This window comes from Paenibacillus salivarius, assembly GCF_051307165.1.
In the GTDB taxonomy this organism is placed as follows: domain Bacteria; phylum Bacillota; class Bacilli; order Paenibacillales; family Paenibacillaceae; genus Fontibacillus.
In genome coordinates, this window is the sequence record NZ_CP195592.1 from 1,321,397 (window position 1) to 1,336,889 (window position 15,493).

Sequence of the window (15,493 nt, forward strand, 5' to 3'; positions counted from 1 at the left end):
GGCGGTTCGGCCGTTTTTTTGCGCAAAAAGCCTGCGGCATCAGCCGCAGGCTAAATTCTTTTCAACGATGACAACGATTACAAATAAATTAGCCGTGAATGGTGAACAAAGTAAATACGGTATAGAAGACGGCGTAGAATACGCCGAGCCCGACGATCCAACCGAACATTCCGCTTTTTGCTTTACTGCTTCCAGGTTCCCACATCGTAGTCAGCTCCTTTGTTTCGCAGCGTAAATTTGTGAACAATTTGTGTCTGTATTAATTATTGAACATTTTGTGTCAAAAATCAAACATTTTTTTGAACTTTTTTTAAAAAATTCAGCCGAACCCGAAAAGGGTAAATGAATGTCAGGTACAAGGAATGTGGCAAAGGAGGCATGGTTCATGAATATCAAGGATGGCCGCACCGTGAAATGGGGGATTATGGGGACAGGGACGATTGCCCGGCAATTTACGGCTGATCTTGCACATACGGAGAACGGGATCGCTTTTGCGGTAGGATCGCGTCAGTTGGGGAATGCGGAACGCTTTGCCGAGCGCTATCGGATTCCTAAGGCTTACGGGAGTTATACGGAGCTTGCGAACGATCCCGAAATCGACGTCATCTATGTCGCCACACCGCATCGTTATCATTTGGAAAATGCGCTGCTCAGCTTACGGGCGGGGAAGGCCGTGCTGGTGGAAAAACCGGCGGCCGTGAATTGCCGGGAGCTGAACGCATTGATTTCCGCTGCGCAAGAGCGCGGTTTATTTGTCATGGAAGCGCTGTGGACCCGGTTTTTGCCACCGGTGCGTAAGGCATTGGAGTGGATCGAATCGGGGAGGATCGGCGATGTCCGCCTGGTCCAGGCGGAATTCGGCATTCGCGCGGATGCGAGGCCGGAAGGCAGGCTGCTGAACCCGGAGCTTGCCGGCGGAGCGCTGCTTGATGTTGGCGTTTATCCGCTAACGCTGGCCGCTCTGGTGTACGGTTCCTCCCCCCGCGAAATCCGAAGCACGGCCCGGATCGGGGAATCCGGCGTGGATGAGCAGTTTTCGGCCTTGCTGACCTTCGATTCCGGGCAAACGGCATCGCTTCACGCTTCAATCACGATGCAGCTGAGAAATGAAGCGGTCATTTACGGAACCAAGGGTTACATTTCGCTTCCGTCGATCAATAAAGCGCCTGCCGCAAAACTGTTCATCGACGGAAAAGAAGCGGAGGCGTTTACCGACGGGCGCCGGGGCAAAGGGTACGAATACGAGGCCGAGGAGGTCGGGAGAAGACTGCTTGAAGGCCGGTCGGGGAGCGATATCATGCCTCTTTCGGAGTCTTTGCGGGTGTTGGAGCAAATGGATACGATGCGGACGCAATGGGGGCTAAGGTACCCTTTTGAATAATTCTGCGAAAAATTGGTGTTTGCCTCCCGTCTTTTGGTAAAATCAAATTAATGTACGTCGGATTGGAAAACTCATTTTGTCGGGAGGACGAACGATCATGGGAGGATCAGAAGTCAAAAAAATCAAGTGGGGCATCATGGGGACGGGCTGGATCGCGGAGAAATTTGCCGGAGATCTTGCATATGTGGGCAACGGTGAAGGTTTGGCCGCAGGCTCGCGGACCGAGGGCAGCGCCAAGGCGTTTGCGGAGAAATTCGGGTTGCCCCGCGCCTACGGCAGTTACGAGGAACTGGTGAACGATCCGGATATCGATGCGATCTACGTGGCGACGCCGCACCCTTATCATAAAGATAATGTGCTTACCGCTTTGAAAGCCGGGAAAGCGGTGCTGTGCGAGAAGCCGTTTACGGTGAACAGCAAGGAGCTGCAGGAGCTGATTACGTCCGCAAGACAAAATAATCTGTTTCTGATGGAAGCCATGTGGACCCGGTTTTTGCCGCCGATCGTTCAGGTTCGGAAGTGGCTTGAGGAGGGCAAAATCGGCGAGGTCAAGCTGCTCAAAGCCGAATTCGGCTTCCGCAGCGATTGGAATCCGGAAGGCCGGCTATTGAATCCTCAGCTTGGCGGCGGTGCCTTGCTGGATGCGGGAATTTACCCGGTGTCCTTCGCATCGATGATTTTCGGAACGAAGCCGGAAAAAATAATGAGCACCGCACACATCGGCGAAACCGGCGTGGACGAGCAGTTTTCGATTTTGATGGATTACGGCCAAGGCAGATCGGCAACATTAAACGGCGCGGTTCGCCTCGATTTGACGAATGATGCATCCATCCACGGGACGAAGGGCATGATTCATATCCCGTCGTTCCTGAATACCTCGGAAGCCGTACTTCGCGTAAACGGCGAGGAAGAAGTGAGATTCGGCGATGACCGCCAATCGGTCGGTTATGCGTTCGAGGCCGAAGAAGTCGGCCGCTGCTTGTTGGAGGGACTTAAGGAAAGCCCTGCCATCACGCTGGAGGAATCGCTGGGAATTATGAATCTACTGGACGAAATCCGCGGTCAATGGGGACTTAAATATCCTTTCGAATAAGGGCCGAATAACGGGAAAACAAAGGAAGCAGCCGGATGTTGCATACAAGATGCAAAGGGCTGCTTCCTTTGTTTTTTACTCTATTTTTGCCGGGTAAATGAAAGCTCATGCGCGCTTCACGCTGGCCTGATCCGTCATGCCGAGCGCTTCGTTCTTTTCTTCCAGACTTCTGATTTCCTCGGCCAGTTCGTGAATCTTTTCATTCATCTGGTCGAGTTTCTCGCCGACGGTTTGCAGTACGTATTTGATCAGAATAAAGCAAAGCGTAACGGGAAAACCGACATTGGCGACCATCGAAACGATATCCGTAACCTGCATGTTCGGGACCTCCTTTCTCTGAAATTCCCTTTCACTTATATAGAGAAAAAATCTGTCCATCTTAACAACCAATTATTAGAAAAAATGTTATAATTATTTTTAAGCCGCATATTAATGGTTGTAAGACGACCTTCCGCATTTCCCTATACATAGAAGATGAGTATGGAAGGGGGAGGTAATTGTGGAGGAACAAAAAACCGTGTACGAGCAATATCGGAAAGAAGTCTACCGGATCGCCTGGAGGGTGCAGTACAAAGCCAAAGTCGTAAAGAAGCGGGAATGTTCATTCAACGAGTTCGAACCGGCCATATCCAGCTTTACCTCATCTTCTGACAACAAAATGTTAATCCGTCAACTGATTGAAGACCTGCCGTCAAGTACAGGACGTACGATCATTTATAAGCTTTATTTGCAAGACAAGACCGAGCGCGAGGTTGCCCTGGAATTGAATATGACCCAGCAAGGGGTGAGCAAATGGAAACGAAAAATGATCCGGGAATTATCCCGGATGATGAGTTCCTGAACCTGCTTCAAAAAGCGAAGCAAAACGATCCCGACGCGACCCTGAAACTGATTGAGCTTTACAAAAAAGATATTTTGCGTGTCAGCAGGTATATCCACTCGCCGACCGAAGATGCGGTTTCCGATATTATTTTGGAGTTTCTGGAGCTGATCAAGGAACGGGAGGGGAGCGATAAGCCCAAATAAAACCGCCGGTATCCGGCGGTTTTTTTAGGTTCTTGTTTCGACAAAAAGTGTGTTTTTCCACCTCTTACTGGATGAGTAAATTTTTGTTATTATGAAAAAAAGCAGGTTGGGACAAGCCGTTTAGCAGAAGAAAATGCGGACGGAGCGGATCGAAACGTGGTGTTGACTGACGATAACTCTGTCGGCCGGGAGGAGTGTCTCATGGATTCGGTTGCCTGGATAAAAAAGTTGCCAAACTCCGCATTTGAAATCGATGCCAAAGGAACGATCATCGCCTGGAACGGCGGGATGGAACAATTGACCGGGTTCGAAACGGCGAAGGTCATCGGCAAGCCTTGCCGGGACTTGTCTTTGTTTTGCGATGTCGGCGGCCACTGCATTTGCGACCTGGAATGCCCGATTCATCAGGCTGCCAAAACGATGGGAAGCTATCTAGGAAAGCGCCAGGTGTATTTGAAGGGTCAGGGCCGGGCGATTCCCGTAACCAAAACCGTATTTATTTGCCGGGGCTCGGAATCGGAGGAAAGGGTCGTTCATGTCGTGCTCGAACGGGTGAAGGGAATGGAGGGCTCCTTCGGATTGACCCCGAGCGAGAAGCGGGTTTTGAGGTTCATGTGCCAGGGATACTCGACGGAAGAGATCGCCTTCCGGATGAGCATCACGTACAACACGGTCCGCACGCATATCCGTAACATATTAAGCAAATTGGGCGTTCACAAAAGAACCGAGGCCGTATCCCTTGCTATGGGAGAATATGCGAAAATGCCCCTGGAGGGAGAAGGTTGAAAGGCCCGGATGGGCTTGTATGAATGACCCGGAACGACATAAGATTACGATAAAAGTTAGCCCCGCAAAAGCGGGGCTTTTTGCTTTGCACGCATTTTTTTGTCCCTCTACTACAAATGTACGATGAGGGGGGAGCGGGACCATGCTACGGTTGAAATAGCTGGAGGAATAAAGCAGCCATTAGACGGAAGGAGGATTTGCTAGTGAGTGTGCTTGCAACGATTCAAGAGGACTTTAAAGCCCCTTTCTACCTGGTCTGGGAAATCACGCTGCGGTGCAATGCGAAATGCGTGCATTGTTATTCCGGTGCCGGGCATGCCCATCCGCTGGAGTTCTCGACGGAGGAGGCGCTGTCGGTCGTCGATCAGCTTGCAGATGCCGGCGTACTGATTCTGGGATTATCCGGGGGAGAAGCGCTGCTGCGCCCGGACTGGATGCAGATCGCTTCGCGGGCGAGCGGACACGGCATGATGGTGTCGGTCGGAACGAATGGAGCGGTCATTAACGATGCGATGTGCGACAAACTGAAGCAGGCGGGGATTCAGAGCGTATGCGTCAGCATCGACGGCGCAACGGCGGAGGTGCATGAGCAGGTCCGCGGGGTCCCGGGGTTGTTTAACAAGGCGGTGGAGGCTGTATCCTGCCTGGTACGGAACGGAATTAGTGTAACCGTCGGTTACACGCCCACGAAGCTGAACTTCCGGGACGGCCGCAATGTGGTGAAGCTGGCCGCCGAGCTTGGCGCGAACGGGGCGAACTTGTCGGAATTCATCCCGACGGGCCGCGGAGACCGCGAGCTGGCCTTGTCGCCGGAGGAGCTGAAGGGCGTGATCGAGGATTGGATTCTCATGCAGGAGGAGTATGCCGGGAAAATGAAAATTTACTGGCATGACTGCCGTGTTGCCCTGATGCTGCCGCCGAAGGAAGGCGCCATGTATATCGGCTGCGGAGCCGGGCGCGTCACCGCGAGGATTACCGTCGACGGCAATGTGACGCCATGCGTGACGTTGCCGATGGCTGCGGGGAATTTACGGAAAAGCACGTTTTCGGAAATATGGAACCAATCGCCTTTGCTTGCAGGCATTCGCGACCGCGAATCAAAAACCGAAGGAAATTGCGGGACCTGCGAGCACAAATTTGTATGCGGCGGTTGCCGCTCGGCCTCGCTGGCCTATTATGGAGATCCGGCGCTGGGAGATCCGTATTGTTGGATCGTTCCCGAAACCGCCGCGACAGTATAGGAGGAAACGTATATGGACCAAATCCAGGCAAGCAGCGTCGTAAGCCGTGCTCCCGGCATCGTGACCCGCAAGGAGGAGAACAGGAAGTTCATTGTCTACAATCCCGCTACGGATGAAATTCATTTGCTGCAGCCGGTTGCGCACGCGATTTTGAAGCTTTGCGAATATTCCTGCGAAGTGGACAAGCTGACGTCCATCGCTTCCGAGGAAATTCCGGCCCTGCGCAGCGATGAAGGAAAAATGGCCGTGTGGAAGCTTTTGGAGCGGCTTGAGCAGCGGAAATTGATCACGATTTCCAACTGAAGGCGCAAGTCATCATGATCGGGAAAGGAGGTGAGATCATGGATCAAAACAAAGAACTGCTGCTCGAAACGGCGCGGGCCTCATTATCCGAAATGAAAGAATGCGATTTGCTTTCGGCAGTGGACTACATGGATATCGTGGATTTGGGCGAGCTGTCGCTGATTGCCTGGCGGGTAATCTGACCGGCGGAAGGGACCTTTCTTCACAGGAGGGTCCTTTTCTCTACTTGTTCTGTAAGGGGGCAATTGCGATGGAAAATGACGTTACCCTGCGCAGGATGGATAACGGATTAACCGTTATCGCCATGAGGCAGAAGGACGTTGAGACGGTGTCGGTCGGATTGCTGGCCGGCGCCGGCGCGAGGCTCGAGAAGCCTGGGGAGTCGGGCAGCTCGCGAATATTGGAATATTGGATTTGGGACGGCATTTCCGACGAATTGGCCGACCTGGGAGTTCACAAAAAATCCGCGCCCAACATCGAATGGACAAGGTATTGGGTGACGTCGCTCGCCCCTCATTTCGCACAAACGCTGCGGACGTTGCTTCAAGCGGTATCGGCACCGGGCTTGCAGGAGCGTTCCTTTGCGGCGTACCGCTCGCTCGCGGCTCATCAGGCCGCTGCACGCGGAAATGAGCCGTTTTCCTGTACGGCCGACTTGCTGCGGCAAGCGATGGCCGGCGATCATCCCGTCGCTAGGTCCGCGTACGGGCAAAGCGAGGATTACGCTCTTCTGGATCCGCAGGGCGTCAGGCGCGTCTATGAGCGGTTGTACCGTCCCGCCAATTGCGTGCTTGCGGTTGTCGGGAACTTCCCGGTCGATGAATTGGAGGAGATCCTGGAAAGCTGCGGGGAACGATGGACGGGGAGCGTAACCGAATCCTCGATTCCCGGTGGGCCTAAACCGGTCTGGAATCCGGGCGTGATCGCCAGGGAGCGTGAAGCGAACCAAGTTTGCATGACGCTGGGAATGCCCGGGGTGTCCAATGAAGACCCTTCGTTCTTTCCCTTCGCGGTGCTGGCGCAAATTCTTGGCGGCGGCGACGGGTCTCGGCTCTACGAGGAAATCCGCCAGCGGCGAGGTCTCGTCTACCAGATCCGATCCAGCCTGACCTCTTTCAGGGATACGGGACTGATTACGGTACAGCTCGGTTCAAGGAAGGAGTTTGCGCTTGAAGCGTTGGAGCGGGTCCGCATGGAGCTGCGGCGATTGAACGAGGAGGGGGTTACGGAAGCGGAAGTCCGGACGGCTCAAAATCAGCTGATCAAACAAATGGTGATGCGTTCGGAGAGTACGGTCGCCCGAATGAATACGCTGCTCACCTCGGGCTGGTACCCGAAATATCCGCCTACCCTCGGCGCCATGCGCCGGTCCATTGAAGCGGTGACGGCGGCTTCGGTGATGGAGGCGATGGACCGCTATCCTTTGACCGGTGCTTTGGGCGTGGCTTGCATCGGGCCTTTGGCGGTGAACGATCTTCGGGCATATTCGGCAGCAATTCATTAGAAGGTGGGGATCAAATGCGGGAATCTTGCGTGACCATGCCGAACAAGCTTCGTGTATTGATGCACCGGATGCCTTCCATGGCTACGGTTTCGGTCTGTTTTTACATCATGAGCGGTGCCCGGAACGAAACGGCCGGCCAGGCGGGAGCCGCCCATTTGCTGGAGCATATGCTCTTCAGGGGCTCCCGTCGTTATCCGGAAGAAGCGATCCGTGAAAGGATGCGGAAAACCGGCTCCGATATGAACGCATTCACCGCTTGGGAAGGCACTTGCGTTTATGCCCGGACGCTGCCCGAGCATTTCGGAGAAATTTTCCCGGTGCTGGCGGATATGGTAAGGCACCCGAGGCTGGACGAGGCGGAGTTCGAGGTGGAACGCAGCATTGTCCAGGAGGAGCTCGCCCGCCAGCTGGACGAGCCGCGAAGCCGCATGCTGCATGAGCTCCACCGGATTAGCTGCACCGGGAGACTGGGCGGAAACGTCATCGGTTCCCGGGAGGAAATCGCCGCGCTTCAGCTTTCGGCGTTAAGAGATTATCACCGGACTCATTATGCGCCGGACAATGTCCTGCTCGTTCTGACGGGAGCCTTTGAACAGGAGCAGGTTCAGGAAGCGTTGGCTTGTTTGGAAGATTGGCTTCCGGGCGGAGCTCCCTGCGAAAGCCTCTTCAAGGAGTTCACGAGTCCGAGGGGAGCCCGCGCTTCAGCGAGGGCAGCCGTTCGTCTGCAAGCCCCGTTCTTTCGTAAAGGCACGGGACTCTGGGGCTGGCGCTTGCCGCCGTTGCACGGAGCGGACCATTATGCCGCGCATCTTTTGTGTACGCTGCTTGGCGACGACAATATGACGGGCTCCCGGTTCGAGTCCTCCCTGGTCCGGTCGCGGATCGCGGAGCAAGCCAATACGGTGTACACCTCTTATGCCGGGGGAGGGATGCTTAAGATTTACAGCACCTTTCCGGAGGGGAGGGAAACGGCGGTCATGGACACCGTGACCGACGAACTTTGGCGATTGCGGGATGGAAAAGGGGATCCGACAGAACTCCGGCGCGCCAAAAACAAAATGAAAACCCAGCTCGCCGTCGACGCTTCCACGACCGACAGCAGAATGATCTCCATGACGCAGGCTTGGCTTCCCGGCAGAGAGATGGTCCCGCTGCAGGAGCTTCTGGACAAAATCGAGGCATTAACTTATGAACATCTCGGAAATTTGGCCGGCATGCTGTTGAAAGAAGCGCCTTTTGCCGTCATCGGAGAACCGTCTTTGCAAACTTTGCAAAAATCACTCAAAGAATAGGAGGGGTTTCATGAGCCTGATACTCCGTTATCCGCTGCATATGGTATGGGCCGTCACCAATTTATGCAATGCCCACTGCGTTCACTGTTCCTCCAGTGCGGGCTGCCGCATGCCCGGGGAACTGGATACGGCGGCCGCGCTGGACCTGATCGACCAGCTTGCGGAGCTGGGATGCGTGGATCTCGCTCTATCCGGAGGGGAGGCTCTGCTTCGGCCCGATATCGACGAGCTGATTTCGCACGCGGTAAAAAGAAACATGCAGGTCGGACTGGGAACGAACGGATGGTGGATTCAAAAGGATCGGGCGCGCGAACTGAAAAGCCTCGGGCTGCACCGCGTCCAAATCAGCCTGGACGGCCTTGGGGAGGTGCACGACAGGGTACGGGGCTTGCCGGGATTGTTCGAGCGGGCGACCGCGGCGATGCACGCCTGCCGGGAGGCGGGACTGCAAACGCATGTCTGTTTTACGCCGCATCGCGGAAATCTTCAGGATTTGGATGATGTGATCCAATATGCTTACGACCAAGGCATTCATCTGTTCAACCTCTCCCAGTTCGTTCCCGTGGGCCGGGGCAGCCAGGAGATGGACCTTTCCGCCGATGAATGGAAAGAGATTGCCCGGATGTGGGCCCGCAAACGGCGGGAATTTGCCGGTGTCATGAAATTTACGAGCCATTTGGCGCAAATGGCTTTGGTTGACTCTTCACTTGCGCGCCAGGAGGCGTTTCGCGGGTGCCAGGCCGGAACCGGGCAGGGATATATCGCTCCCGACGGAACCGTAACGCCTTGCGTCATGCTCCCCGTCGGCATCGGCAATGTCAAAGACAAGCGATTTCAGGAAATCTGGGACGAGTCGTCAGTGATCCAGGATTTGCGGGACCGCGGCAACCTGGAAGGCAAGTGCGGCAGCTGCAGGATCCGCGAACGCTGCGGAGGATGCCGCGGCGTGGCGTACGGTTATTACCGGACCCATTTGGCGGAGGATCCGCATTGCTGGCTTCCTGCGGAAGCGGCGTATACGGGAAACAGCGAGACCCTCGCAAAAATATAGAAAAGGAAGCGATCCGAATGTATATAACGAGAGAAGAAGATATCCGATACGTCATACTATTGTCCGTGGTTCCCGGTGCGGAAATGACGGACGATTTGATCCGGGCCCATGTCGGCCACTTGAAGGAGCTGGACCGGCAGGGCAAGCTGGTCCTGTGCGGGCCGTTCACGGATTACCGCGGCGGAATGGTCATTATCAAAGCCGCTTCTTATGAAGAAGCAAAGGCGGTTGCCGAATCGGACCCTTACGTGCAAACCGGCGTGGAGACTTACGAGCTTAGGACGTGGGAATTGTCTTGCGAGTCTAACAATCATATGGGCATGGGCTAAGATGAAACGGTTCTTTTCTTCCTTATCTCAATACGACGCCGTCATCTGGATCCGGGTTTTCGGCACCGCGCTATGCGCGACGACCACCTTCATGCTCCGGCCGTTTTTCGTGTTCTACTTATCGGACAAGCTGGACGGCTCCGTGCTTCTTCCGCTCCTGATCGTGGGGCTTCAGCCGCTTGCCGGGATCGTGCTGAGCTTTTGGGGAGGCGGGATCGCCGACAGGTACGGACGCAAGCCGGTCATGCTGTTCGCGCTGATGATTCAGGCAATTTGCATGCTGGGATTTGTTTTTACCGATCAAGTGTGGGAATTCGCCGTCCTTTCCGTTATCAACGGCATGGGCATGCCGATGTTTCTTCCGGCCGCCAACGCGCAGGTTGGCGACGTCGTTCCTCCGGAAAAGCGAGGCGAGGTGTTTGCGCTCATCCATACGGCGATTAACGTGGGCGGAGCGATAGGTCCTTTGCTCGGCCTGCTGATTTATACGATGAACCAGAGCACCGTGTTTTCGGTTTCGGCGGCTTCGTTTCTGTTGTTCGCATTCCTCGTCTGGTGGAAAGTCCCCGAAACGATGCCTTCCCGTTCCAAAGAAAAGGCTACGGACAGCAAGCCGCCGGCGCCCAGGGTTTCGTTCCGGAATCACCGCCTGATTTATTGGTTTACGCTATTCACGCTGCCGGTCGGGGTGCTCTACTCGCAGGTCGAAACGACGTTTCCGCTTCATTTGAAGGCGCATTTTGCCAATGCCTCCTCCCTGTTCGCCATTTTAATGACGATTAATTCGGTGGTGGTCGTGGCGGCCATGGTCTGGATTGCCAAAAAGACGGAGCGCCGTACGCCGCAAATGATGATCCTCCTTAGCTACGTTCTGTTTGCCGTCGTCAGCTTCGGTTATGGTTTTGCGCGACATTTCTACGTTCTGATTCTGGTGGAGCTGGTGTTCACGGTAGCGGAAATCATCGGCATGACCCATCTGCAGAAATACGTCTCCGTGATCGCGCCAGCCGATATGCGAGGGAAATACAACGCGATTTTCGGTATGTACATGCAGATTCCGAAGCTGCTTAGTCCCGTCTTGTTCGGGCTGTTGTTCGAATTTTACGGCGGAGGGGTCATGTTTGCGGCGGTGGCCTTATTGCTGCTTTTATCCGGTCCTGCGCAGTTCCGGCTCATCCGGTCTTATCGAAACCGGGAGGAACGCCTTCTGTCGGACAAAAACAACGCCCTGGCCGAAGCCTCGGGAGGGTAACCCTCCTTCAACAACGACTCGAATGAAAACACCGGAAAGGAGAACTGTCATGATACGCTTGTTATCGGTGAATACCGGACAACCCGCCAAGCTGGTGCACGAAGGCAAAGCGGTCATTTCCGCCATACAAAAGAACCCCGTCTACGGCGAGCTGCAATTGACCAGGCTGAACCTTGAAGGCGACGCCCAGGCCAACCGCGTCCGGCACGGCGGTCCGAACAAAGCGCTTTGCATGCATTCCGCCGAGCATTACCGGTATTTTGCCAAAGTGCTTAACCGGGAAATCAACTACGGGGATTTCGGCGAAAATTTGACGGTGGAAGGTATGACCGAGTCGGAAGTATGCGTCGGCGATGTTTTCTCATGGGGAGAGGCGGTCATTCAGGTGTCCCAGCCGCGCCCTCCCTGTCATAAGCTGGCCAAACGGTTCGCCGCTCCCGGTCTGCCGCTTTGGTTTCAGGAAACGGGCTTTACGGGTTTTTACCTTCGGGTGCTTCGGGAAGGAAGGGTGGGGATCGGGCATCCGCTCGAGATCATGAAAAGACATCCTGCCGGGGTCACGCTGGAGACGGTAAACCGCGTTCTGTACCATGACCGGATGAATATGGAGCTAATTTCGACAATCCTTGAGGTAGAGGAGCTGTCGTCAAGCTGCAGGATCACGTTGGAGGAGCGCCGGCAAGGCATCGACAACGATAATGAGCGCCGTTGGACCGGAGGCGCATAGCCGGATTCACACCCTCAGACCAGCCGGCGTACATTATCATAGGCTGGAATTTAGCCGGGAGCGATGCTCCCGGTAATTTTGTGGGGGGGATACCATGATCATTCTTCCGCCAGGGGAAGCCGAACGACTCGGGCAGCTGGATTTAAGCGGATTGGAGAAAGACATTTTAAGGAGAAAGCAGGATAGTCCCGTTCAATACTATCATGTTTCCGCGAGAACGCTGGAATTTGAGCTCAAGACGAGGAGCTTGATCGTGGAAGCGGCAAGAGGACTGTATCAAAGCCGGGCAGCCTTCGCTACGTTTGAAAATTCACGGTGCAACAGCGCATTTTGGATACGTGAGCCGAACGGAGGCTTTCGGATTCGCGGCGATGCGACGCCTGCCGAAGGGATCCGCGACATCTATCGAAACGGAACCCTGTATGCGTTCGAATGTGCAACGGCGATGACCATCGTGTTGTATAAGGCCGTGCTGGATGCGATAGGCGATCCGGCGTTCAATGCGTATTTCAGCGGCCTGGTTCTTTACGACTGGCAGCACGACAGCGATCTAAGAATCATTACGGTAGGCTTGAATCAAGCTTCCCATGGGGACGTGCTTTATTTCAATAATCCCGATTTCAATCCTTCTACTCCGTGGTGGCGCGGGGAGAATGCGATTATGATGCCGGACGGGCATCACTACGCCCACGGCATGGGGATGAAAACGGCGGATGAAATCATCGGGCAGCTTAATGCACGGCGAAAACCGGGGAGCAGGGTATCCGCTTATCTGACCAACGATGCGGAGACGTTGGATTTTGACTATATTCAAAGTTTACGCCCCATCGTCGGCAGAATCGGAAGCGTTGTCTTTCACGCCAGAGCCGGCGAACGGGATGACAAACCCAAAAATCCGGGGTCATGGAACTTTTAGGAATTTCCGGCGTCTAACAAGTAGAGTTTCCGAGAAAAGGGGATTTGCTTTTATGGGCCGAAATCGTACGCAAAGTGCATCACTTCATCCTACGAATTCTTTGATCCGTCGTGTATATCTTGGAAGTATCGCCGCTGTCGGGGGAGTTCTATTGCTTGTTTCCCCGGCGGGTGTAAAAGGACAAGCCGATGTTGCCGCTTTGCAGGAAGAGGCAAGGGCCGGGGAATTGCCGTTCATGCAGGGAGCTTCCGCTGCAACCGGGGGCGGCTTTTCGCAGAGCGGGCTTTTCCGTACCCTGCCGAAGCAGGGAGATCAGCTCGTGATCGGTTATCAGGCACCTATTTTTGCGGGACCGGTGAATGCCGGTAAAGATGTCAAAAGGTTGGATGTAATTTATAAAGGACAACCGGGCGAAAAACTGACCGTCGCTTCGTTATCCGGGGAAATGATGTCCGTGAACAGCTACGACCGGGGGAAGTTTTGGATTCCGCTTTGGTACTTGACCGAGGCTTCCGGACAGGCAAAAACCACGGAGCCGCAGTTTGTCACGATTCGCTCCGGGGCCAAGGTATCGTTAACACCGTCAAGCCAAATACGGTGGGACGCAGGCCAAGCCTCGGATGGCTCACGCATGGTCGCAACGGCCAAATGGAACGGCTGGTACGGGGTCATCGTGAATCCCGGAGTTTGGCACCGAGAGTATGAAGTGTACCGTCCTGTGTTGGTATGGGTTCATGAGAAGGATGTTACGGATACGGAACCGTTATCCGTTCCATTGCTGGCTCAGGACTCAAACCTTTCGTTGGATTCGGTGAGAAGCATTGCCGAGCTGTCCCTTCATCAAGGAGACGAGGCGTCAAAAGTAAAAGCGCTTCTCGGAGAACCTGCGTTCACGGAGACGTCCGAAGATTTGCAGACGGTGGCCGGGGATCCGATGATTACCGGAACGACTTGGCGCTATGAGCGCAAGGATGCGCAGTTTACGGTGAGTTTTTCTCCGGAGGGAAAGCTTGAGCGGACCCATTGGATCATACCGGGCGGGAAGGATAAATATTGGAAAGGGATTTACTCCGGGGATGATTACATAAACACTTATGATTTTACCGTTACTCCTTTGGCAAAAACCTTGGCGGCCGAACCGGAATGGGCGAACAAGGGAACTCTTGCCTTCACTTACTTGGTTGGCGCCGGAAGTGATGTTTTGCTGCTGAAAGGGGATGACGGCGGCTTTAGCGGAATGCATCATGATTCCTCGCTTTATGGGGTGGACCGAAAACACGGAAAAACCCGCTGGAGGCTGGAAGCGGGGTACGGCAGCTTGAACGTCGCCGTGGAGCCTTCCGGGCTGTACGCGCTTGTTTTTACATCCTATAATCCCGAGGAAGAAAAATATATCAATCAGCTCCGGCGTATCCGGCTGTCCGACGGAAAAACGATTTGGGAGCAAAGATACGGGGAGGAACTCCAGATCGGGATGTGGTCGGCGAGAGACTCCGTCGTCACGATGACCTGGAAGCGCGATGGGACGGACAACGGCGTGTCTGAAGCGGAATTAACCGTATTCGATTCCGAAACGGGCCGAAAAAGATGGAGCAGGCCGGTTCGGGAGGAAGCCAAAGTGCTGAATCAGGGAGCCGCGGATCCCTATATCTTGATCCGGGATGGCGGAACGCTGGAGGCGCTTGATCCCGAGACCGGGAAAAAGGCATGGATCCTGGAGGACGACGGAATGCAGGTGCCGGACTATTCGTTGATGCCTTATTTTGCCGGCGGCGAACGAGTGGATCCGATTCAAGGACCGGACCCGGAGAGCCGTTGGATTCTGCTCGGCGATACTTGGCGACGGCTGGATTTGAAAACCGGCACGGTTCTCGGGGAATACCCGGCTTTATCCGCGGAGAGATTCGAAGTGCTGAACGAACGGCTGCTGCTTGTCCAGCATGCATTGGATGCTGGCGACTTTTGGGGAGCCGAGCGGTATGAGAGCTATTTGTTCGATGTCTCCTCCGGAGAAAAAGTGTGGACGCTTTCGGGTAAGGTTACCAACGGCGTGCTTGACGGGGAAACGCTATATGCGGCCGTGAACGGCATTCCTGCTGCGTTGGATTTCCAAACGGGCAAGAAGCTTTGGCAAATGCCTTCCGGCACCGGAGAAGACGCCGACTTATCCGCTCACGCTGCCGGGAGCTTCGTTATTTTGGACCATGCGGTGCTGTTTCCGTTCGGCTCGGAACTCTTGGTTCTTGATAAGCAAACCGGATCCGTGCTGGGACGGGTCGGAGACGTCCGGACCGGTTATGCGGAATTGCGGGAGCAGGAGACGCGAAACGGGAGTTTGAATCTCTACGGCAATGAACTTTTTGCCGGAACGGCAAACGGACAATATTATCGCTTTAGCGCTGCCAAGCTGGATCAAATCGCTGTCGCGGCTGCCGGACGGCAGGAATAAATTCAAAGGGGGAACTGCAAAACCTCGCAGTTCCCTCTTTTTTTGTATATACGCAGAGATCCGGAATATTTTTTTGTAAGCGCTTCAAATTTAATATTGCCTTCCGAAAGAGCCTTTGATATACTGCACTTGAAAAGCTTTTC

At 54.6% G+C, this 15,493-nt stretch carries 17 protein-coding genes; 16 read left to right on the top strand and 1 reads right to left on the bottom strand.

Annotated features, from left to right (window positions below; translation table 11 throughout):
* The first annotated feature begins 385 nt into the window (after positions 1 to 385).
* Both ACSFXJ_RS05820 and ACSFXJ_RS05825 read left to right on the top strand, forming a co-directional pair.
* Entirely contained in the window at positions 386 to 1,381 is a 996-nt protein-coding gene (locus ACSFXJ_RS05820; protein WP_435924264.1) for a Gfo/Idh/MocA family protein, read from the top strand.
* 97 nt (positions 1,382 to 1,478) lie between these two features.
* The gene (locus tag ACSFXJ_RS05825) at positions 1,479 to 2,474 is read left to right on the top strand and encodes a Gfo/Idh/MocA family protein (protein ID WP_435924265.1); all 996 of its coding nucleotides are present in this window, start codon (positions 1,479 to 1,481) and stop codon (positions 2,472 to 2,474) included.
* Positions 2,475 to 2,579: 105 nt separating this feature from the next.
* Here the strand turns inward: ACSFXJ_RS05825 and ACSFXJ_RS05830 are convergent, their stop codons facing one another.
* Complete coding sequence (locus ACSFXJ_RS05830) at positions 2,580 to 2,792, bottom strand: hypothetical protein (protein WP_435924266.1); 213 nt, start codon at positions 2,790 to 2,792, stop codon at positions 2,580 to 2,582.
* A gap of 181 nt (positions 2,793 to 2,973) precedes the next feature.
* On the opposite strand from ACSFXJ_RS05830, the gene ACSFXJ_RS05835 reads away from it, so the two are divergent.
* From ACSFXJ_RS05835 to ACSFXJ_RS05900, 14 genes are all read left to right on the top strand, one after another.
* Positions 2,974 to 3,315: a sigma-70 family RNA polymerase sigma factor gene (locus ACSFXJ_RS05835; RefSeq protein ID WP_435924267.1), complete on the top strand. Its 342-nt coding sequence runs from the start codon at positions 2,974 to 2,976 to the stop codon at positions 3,313 to 3,315.
* A complete protein-coding gene (locus tag ACSFXJ_RS05840; RefSeq protein ID WP_435924268.1) occupies positions 3,267 to 3,500 on the top strand; it encodes a hypothetical protein in 234 nt (77 codons plus the stop codon). Before ACSFXJ_RS05835 ends, ACSFXJ_RS05840 begins: the two co-directional genes overlap by 49 nt.
* Before the next feature lie 201 nt (positions 3,501 to 3,701).
* Positions 3,702 to 4,286 (top strand): LuxR C-terminal-related transcriptional regulator, encoded by a 585-nt coding sequence (locus tag ACSFXJ_RS05845; protein WP_435924269.1) that lies wholly within the window; start codon positions 3,702 to 3,704, stop codon positions 4,284 to 4,286.
* A gap of 203 nt (positions 4,287 to 4,489) precedes the next feature.
* Positions 4,490 to 5,527, top strand: coding sequence for a radical SAM protein (locus ACSFXJ_RS05850; RefSeq protein ID WP_435924270.1), 1,038 nt, complete (start codon positions 4,490 to 4,492; stop codon positions 5,525 to 5,527).
* Positions 5,528 to 5,539: 12 nt separating this feature from the next.
* Positions 5,540 to 5,830: a hypothetical protein gene (locus ACSFXJ_RS05855; RefSeq protein ID WP_435924271.1), complete on the top strand. Its 291-nt coding sequence runs from the start codon at positions 5,540 to 5,542 to the stop codon at positions 5,828 to 5,830.
* Between the two features lie 38 nt (positions 5,831 to 5,868).
* The gene (locus tag ACSFXJ_RS05860; RefSeq protein WP_435924272.1) at positions 5,869 to 6,012 is read left to right on the top strand and encodes a hypothetical protein; all 144 of its coding nucleotides are present in this window, start codon (positions 5,869 to 5,871) and stop codon (positions 6,010 to 6,012) included.
* A 68-nt stretch (positions 6,013 to 6,080) separates the two neighbouring features.
* Positions 6,081 to 7,334 (top strand): M16 family metallopeptidase, encoded by a 1,254-nt coding sequence (locus ACSFXJ_RS05865; protein ID WP_435924273.1) that lies wholly within the window; start codon positions 6,081 to 6,083, stop codon positions 7,332 to 7,334.
* 14 nt (positions 7,335 to 7,348) lie between these two features.
* Positions 7,349 to 8,626 carry a M16 family metallopeptidase gene (locus ACSFXJ_RS05870; RefSeq protein WP_435924274.1) on the top strand — a complete coding sequence of 426 codons (1,278 nt, stop codon included), beginning with the start codon at positions 7,349 to 7,351 and terminating at the stop codon, positions 8,624 to 8,626.
* Positions 8,627 to 8,636: 10 nt separating this feature from the next.
* Positions 8,637 to 9,677, top strand: a complete 1,041-nt coding sequence (locus ACSFXJ_RS05875; RefSeq protein ID WP_435924275.1) for a radical SAM protein — start codon at positions 8,637 to 8,639, stop codon at positions 9,675 to 9,677.
* A 17-nt stretch (positions 9,678 to 9,694) separates the two neighbouring features.
* Positions 9,695 to 10,006 (top strand): YciI family protein, encoded by a 312-nt coding sequence (locus ACSFXJ_RS05880; protein WP_435924276.1) that lies wholly within the window; start codon positions 9,695 to 9,697, stop codon positions 10,004 to 10,006.
* 1 nt (position 10,007) lies between these two features.
* A complete protein-coding gene (locus ACSFXJ_RS05885; protein ID WP_435924277.1) occupies positions 10,008 to 11,258 on the top strand; it encodes an MDR family MFS transporter in 1,251 nt (416 codons plus the stop codon).
* Positions 11,259 to 11,307: 49 nt separating this feature from the next.
* A complete protein-coding gene (locus tag ACSFXJ_RS05890) occupies positions 11,308 to 11,985 on the top strand; it encodes an MOSC domain-containing protein (RefSeq protein WP_435924278.1) in 678 nt (225 codons plus the stop codon).
* A 94-nt stretch (positions 11,986 to 12,079) separates the two neighbouring features.
* Positions 12,080 to 12,901 (top strand): protein-glutamine gamma-glutamyltransferase, encoded by an 822-nt coding sequence (locus ACSFXJ_RS05895; RefSeq protein ID WP_435924279.1) that lies wholly within the window; start codon positions 12,080 to 12,082, stop codon positions 12,899 to 12,901.
* A gap of 52 nt (positions 12,902 to 12,953) precedes the next feature.
* The gene (locus ACSFXJ_RS05900; RefSeq protein ID WP_435924280.1) at positions 12,954 to 15,350 is read left to right on the top strand and encodes an outer membrane protein assembly factor BamB family protein; all 2,397 of its coding nucleotides are present in this window, start codon (positions 12,954 to 12,956) and stop codon (positions 15,348 to 15,350) included.
* Positions 15,351 to 15,493 lie beyond the last annotated feature (143 nt).

Bases quoted from the DNA above. Each gene is read 5' to 3' on its own strand.
- ACSFXJ_RS05820 (WP_435924264.1), top strand. From the start codon at position 386: ATGAATATCAAGGATGGCCGCACCGTGAAATGGGGGATTATGGGGACA.
- ACSFXJ_RS05825 (WP_435924265.1), top strand. From the start codon at position 1,479: ATGGGAGGATCAGAAGTCAAAAAAATCAAGTGGGGCATCATGGGGACG.
- ACSFXJ_RS05830 (WP_435924266.1), bottom strand. From the start codon at position 2,792: ATGCAGGTTACGGATATCGTTTCGATGGTCGCCAATGTCGGTTTTCCC.
- ACSFXJ_RS05840 (WP_435924268.1), top strand. From the start codon at position 3,267: ATGGAAACGAAAAATGATCCGGGAATTATCCCGGATGATGAGTTCCTG.
- ACSFXJ_RS05845 (WP_435924269.1), top strand. From the start codon at position 3,702: ATGGATTCGGTTGCCTGGATAAAAAAGTTGCCAAACTCCGCATTTGAA.
- ACSFXJ_RS05855 (WP_435924271.1), top strand. From the start codon at position 5,540: ATGGACCAAATCCAGGCAAGCAGCGTCGTAAGCCGTGCTCCCGGCATC.
- ACSFXJ_RS05860 (WP_435924272.1), top strand. From the start codon at position 5,869: ATGGATCAAAACAAAGAACTGCTGCTCGAAACGGCGCGGGCCTCATTA.
- ACSFXJ_RS05865 (WP_435924273.1), top strand. From the start codon at position 6,081: ATGGAAAATGACGTTACCCTGCGCAGGATGGATAACGGATTAACCGTT.
- ACSFXJ_RS05870 (WP_435924274.1), top strand. From the start codon at position 7,349: ATGCGGGAATCTTGCGTGACCATGCCGAACAAGCTTCGTGTATTGATG.
- ACSFXJ_RS05875 (WP_435924275.1), top strand. From the start codon at position 8,637: ATGAGCCTGATACTCCGTTATCCGCTGCATATGGTATGGGCCGTCACC.
- ACSFXJ_RS05880 (WP_435924276.1), top strand. From the start codon at position 9,695: ATGTATATAACGAGAGAAGAAGATATCCGATACGTCATACTATTGTCC.
- ACSFXJ_RS05885 (WP_435924277.1), top strand. From the start codon at position 10,008: ATGAAACGGTTCTTTTCTTCCTTATCTCAATACGACGCCGTCATCTGG.
- ACSFXJ_RS05890 (WP_435924278.1), top strand. From the start codon at position 11,308: ATGATACGCTTGTTATCGGTGAATACCGGACAACCCGCCAAGCTGGTG.
- ACSFXJ_RS05895 (WP_435924279.1), top strand. From the start codon at position 12,080: ATGATCATTCTTCCGCCAGGGGAAGCCGAACGACTCGGGCAGCTGGAT.
- ACSFXJ_RS05900 (WP_435924280.1), top strand. From the start codon at position 12,954: ATGGGCCGAAATCGTACGCAAAGTGCATCACTTCATCCTACGAATTCT.